The following is a 4,566-nucleotide window of genomic DNA, read 5'->3' on the forward strand; positions in this document are numbered from 1 at the left end:
CCGAGGCGCCGTCCTGCCTCGCCTGCCGCGATCGCGGCCGCGTCCGCGGCCACGCCCGCGTCGTTCTCCGCGCGCCTCTTCGCCGGCGCCGCCCTCGCTCGGCTTGCCGGGAGGCGCCACCTCGAACTGGCCGTTCTCCAGCTTGGTGAGGCTCAGGCGGTTCTTGCCGGCCGCCTCGGTCAGGAACTTGTTGTACTTGGTGAACCCCAGCTCCTTCTCGTCGAAACCGGGGTCCATTTCGACCATCACCTGCTTCAGGCGGTCGGAGCGCATCACGTCGCCGTTCTTCTCCATCCGTAGAACGGCGCGTTCGGCGAGCTCCCAGGGGTCGTGGCGCTCGCCGCTGTCCTCGCCGGCCGCCGTCAGGCCAGTGAGCGCGCTGTAGGAGTAGTACTCGTCGCAGTTCTGCACGAGCAGGTCCGACGCAGATTCGCGGATCCCTACGCCGATCACGTACTTGCCGTACTCCTTGAGCTTGAGCACGAGGCTGCTGAAATCGGAGTCGCCCGACAGCAGCATGAACGTCCCGATTTCGGGGCGCGTGAACACGAGCTCCAGCGCGTCGATGGCGAGCCGGATGTCCGTCGCGTTCTTCTTGGAGCTACCGTAGGCGGGTGCGAAGATCAGGTCGATCGACGCCTCCGAGAGCGGCACGATGTACTGCGGGTAGCGGCGCCAATCGGCGTAGGCGCGTTGCACCGCCACCTTGCCGCGGATGACCTCGCTGTTCAGGAGGGCGCGCAGCTCCCTGGTCAGGTCGCTACGGATCCCCATCGTGACGTTGTCGAAGTCGATGAGGAGCGCCGCGTTGGGCAAATGATGCGTTTGAGGTGCGGATCCGCCCTGATGGGGCGCCCGCGTGGGCACTGTCATGTGTCTCACGAATTGTCTCTTTCGGTTCGCGAGACCCCTTCCCGTCCGCGCGGATCGTGAGCCTGGTGTTGCCCACGTCCTCCTGATCGTCCCCCCGCTCGAGGCGACGGCACCGCAGCCGGCCCTGTGGGGCCGGGGGCGGGCCGCGCCTCCCCGGGGTCACGATCCGCGGGATCGGCGAAGCGGCCTTCGCGGCGAGCCGATCTCGGCTCGCCCTTTGTTTTGTGCGCCGGCACCACGCTGGCGCAGTTCCGTTTGTGGACGTCGCCGGGCCGTCGCGCGCGGCGAGTCGTCCTACGCGGAACCGGCTCCCTCCGCGCTGACCGCGCGCGCGAGGTCCGGTCTCCGCAGCTTCCCGCTCGCGGTGAGCGGGAACTCCTCCAGGAAGCGCACGAGGTCGGGGATCTTGTAGTCGGCGACCGCTCCCCTGCACCACGCCCTGATCTCTTCGGCCGTGACGATCGCCCCCTCCACGGGCACGACGCACGCACACAGGGCCTCACCCAAAACCTCGTCGGGCACTCCCACCACGGCGGCTTCCCGGATCGCCGGATGGGCCTGCAACCTGTCTTCCACTTCGCGGGGGACCACGTTGAATCCGCCCCGAATGATGACTTCCTTCCATCGTCCCACGACGTGGACGTAACCTTCCTCGTCCACCATCCCTACATCGCCCGTACGAAGGAATCCCTCCGCGTCCAGCGCCAGGCTGGTCTCTCCGGGCTGGCGATAATACCCGAGCATGACGCCCGGGCCCTTGACGGCTATCTCGCCGAGGCTCTCTACCGGAAGGACCGTGCCGTCCGCTTCAGTGACCCTGATCTCGGTCCCTTCGATCGGTCGCCCGAGGGTAAATAGCTGCTTTTCCTCTGGATCGCGCAAGCGCGTGATCGCCACCGTGGAGGCCGTCTCCGTCAACGAGTAGGCGACCTGCAGGTTGGGACACAACTCGGCGCGGATCTTCCTCAGCGCGGCGTCGCCGATCGGGGCGCCCGCGACGATGCCCGCTCTCAGCGTCGACAGGTCGCGGCTGCCGATGCCCACCTCCCGCAACTCGGTCAGGAACACCGTCGGCACGCCGTAGTGGATCGTAACCCCGTACCGCTCGATCAGGTCCAGGGACTCGACCGGATCGAAGTCCTCCTGCAGCACGAGCGCGGCCCCCGCCAGCAGCGTACCGAGCAGTCCGGGGCCCAGCCCGAACACGTGGAACACCGTGGTTACGCCGGCGACGACGTCGTCCTCCCCCAGGTCCACTGCCTCCACCGTCGACGCCGACGCGCGCAGGACGTTGGCGTGGCTGAGTAGGACGCCCTTCGACTTGCCCGCCGCACCGGACGAGTAGAAGATCGCGAAAGGCCGATCCGGCGAAGCCTCGTGGGCCGGATAGGACTTGCCCGCGCCTGCCGAGACCAGGTCCTCGAACTGAAGGATGCGGTCGTCATACCAGAGGTCCTCGGGACCCACCGTGAGCACGAAGCGAAGGTCCGGCAGGCTCCCCAGAAGCTCCTCGAAGAGGTGCAGATAGTCGGTGCCGCCGTAGCTCTCCGCGGTCACCACGGCCGCCGCCTCCGAGTGCCGCAGCATGTAGTGCAGCTCGGACGCGGGCTCGCGCGGATTGAGGGGGACGATGATGGCGCCGAGCTTGGCGGCCGCGAACAACGAAACGGCGAACTCGGGCCAATTGGGCAGGACGAGCGCGACGCGGTCACCGGCGCCGACGCCGAGCCCGTGCAGGGACGCGGCGAGCGCGTCGGCCTGATCGCGGATCTGCCGGTAGCTGTGGGTCTGGTCGCCGAACAGGAGATACGGAGCGTCGGGATCGCGTTGGACGCGGGCGTCCAGCGCCCCGTCCACCGTGATGGTGCTGTCGCGCTCGAGGAGCGCCATGCAGCCTCCGACTCCGAGGAGAGGATCCGTTCTCCCGTTCCCGACGGTGCCCGGCGCGGCGCGGAAGAGACGGCGCGCAAAATAGGCGGCGGGCCGTGGGAGCGTCAATCGGAACCCCGCCCGCGTTCAGCCCGCCGGCGCTACCCCCAGAGGTCCCGCAGGACGCCGGCTACCAGATCGTCCTCGAGCGGCACCGACCAGCCGCCACCGGACCCTCGAGCGACCTGGCCCAGGCGCGCCAGCAAGGTGTAGCGGATGCGACCCTCACGGCTCTTCTTGTCCAGGCGCGCGAGGTCCAGGATCCGCTCCGCTGGGACGACACCGGTCGGCCGCACCGGGACGTGGAGCGGCTCGAGCGCCTCGCGCAGGCGATCCGTCGTGCCGGGCGCGGTGATCCCCGCTCGCTCGCCGACCTCGGCGGCCGCGACCATGCCCACGCCGACGGCGAAGCCGTGCAGCGTCCTGTAGCCGGTCCAGGTTTCCAGAGCGTGGGCGAACGTATGCCCGAAGTTCAAGGCCTGACGCGGCCCCTGCTCGGTCGGGTCCGCGGAGACGATGGCGGCCTTGATCTCGACCGAGCGGCGGATCAGCTCTTCCAGCGCTCCCTCGTCGTGCTCGCCCACCGGACCCGCGTTGGCGACGATCCAGTCGAGATACGGCTCGTCCGTGATCGCCCCGTGCTTGACGGCCTCCGCCAGGCCGGCGCGGAAGTGGTCGGCCGGCAGGCTCGCGAGCGTGCGCGGGTCGACGATGACCGCCGCCGGCTGGTGGAAGGCGCCGATCATGTTCTTGCCGAGGGGCGTGTCCAGGCCGGTCTTGCCGCCCACCGAGGCGTCGACCATCGACAGCAGCGTCGTGGGCACCTGGATCACCGGCACGCCGCGCATGAAGCTGGCCGCCACGAAGCCCGCCAGGTCTCCTGTGACGCCGCCCCCGACGGCGACCACGCAGCCGTCGCGTCCGAGGCCGCGGCCCGCCACGGCGTCGATCACCGAGCCCCAGCTGTCTCGATTTTTTTGCTGCTCACCCGCCGGGAAGCGCACCAGCTCGGCGGTGAAGCCTGCGTCCTCCAGGTCCTTGCGCACCCGCTCGCCCAGCAGGTCGGCCACCACAGCGTCGGAGATCACGGCGAAGTGACGGGCGGAAACGATCTCGGCGATGAGCGTCGCCAAGCGCTCGAACGCGCCGGCCTCTATCAGCACGTCGTAGGAACCGGCGGGGACGGGCGGCGTGTCGATGCGGACGCGCGTCATCCGTCCCCTCCGTCGATCAGGGTAAGCGCGCGCGGGGGGATCGCCTCCGGGTCGGAGCCGGCGGGCACGTCCCTGACGCGCACGATTTCGCGGCCCTCGACGCGCTCCCGGCCCACGGACACGGCCCTGCTGGGCCGGACGGCCGCCGCGCGCTCGTAGGCGTCCGCGAAGGCGTCGGCCGAGGCCGCGTCGTCCCACGCCAGCGCGAAGTCCAGCGCGACGCCCCCGTCCGGCATGCGCAGCGCCACGTACCGGTCGCCGTCCCAGCCGTAGGCGAGCGCCTTGGCGTCCTCGCCCAGCCACTCCCCCAGCGCGACGGAGAGGCCCAGCTCGCCCATCGTGTTCTCGTACAGGATCGGCCAATCGCCGCTCGCGCTCTCGGCCGCGAATCTGAGCTCCGTGGGGGCGTCCCGCGCCTCGAAGAAGCGCTCGATTGGGCGACGGATCTGCTCGGTGGAGCCGGGCAGGTACTCCCCCAGCGGCGCCGGAAACGGGGGCGCGCCGTCGAGGCCGCCGGCGGCGGCCTGCCGCCACAGCTCCTGCGCGAAGC

4 protein-coding genes are annotated in these 4,566 nt (G+C 70.0%); all 4 read right to left on the reverse strand.

The window, feature by feature from the left end; all coding sequences use genetic code 11:
- Positions 1–873 (reverse strand): NYN domain-containing protein (locus ABFS34_15780; GenBank protein MEN8376887.1); only part of this gene is annotated, 873 nt, incomplete at its 3' end.
- A 294-nt stretch (positions 874–1,167) separates the two neighbouring features.
- Complete coding sequence (locus ABFS34_15785) at positions 1,168–2,763, reverse strand: AMP-binding protein (GenBank protein ID MEN8376888.1); 1,596 nt, start codon at positions 2,761–2,763, stop codon at positions 1,168–1,170.
- A gap of 140 nt (positions 2,764–2,903) precedes the next feature.
- Positions 2,904–4,016, reverse strand: coding sequence for a 3-dehydroquinate synthase (gene aroB, locus ABFS34_15790; GenBank protein MEN8376889.1), 1,113 nt, complete (start codon positions 4,014–4,016; stop codon positions 2,904–2,906).
- Positions 4,013–4,566: hypothetical protein (locus ABFS34_15795; protein ID MEN8376890.1), on the reverse strand; the 554-nt coding region annotated here is incomplete at its 5' end. The genes ABFS34_15795 and aroB, both read right to left, overlap by 4 nt.

Source organism: Gemmatimonadota bacterium (assembly GCA_039715185.1).
Classification (GTDB): Bacteria; Gemmatimonadota; Gemmatimonadetes; order Longimicrobiales; family RSA9; genus DATHRK01.

What these genes read in the sequence shown, in the direction of transcription:
- ABFS34_15785 (MEN8376888.1), bottom strand. Translation starts at nt 2,763, where the DNA reads ATGGCGCTCCTCGAGCGCGACAGCACCATCACGGTGGACGGGGCGCTG.
- aroB (MEN8376889.1), bottom strand. Translation starts at nt 4,016, where the DNA reads ATGACGCGCGTCCGCATCGACACGCCGCCCGTCCCCGCCGGTTCCTAC.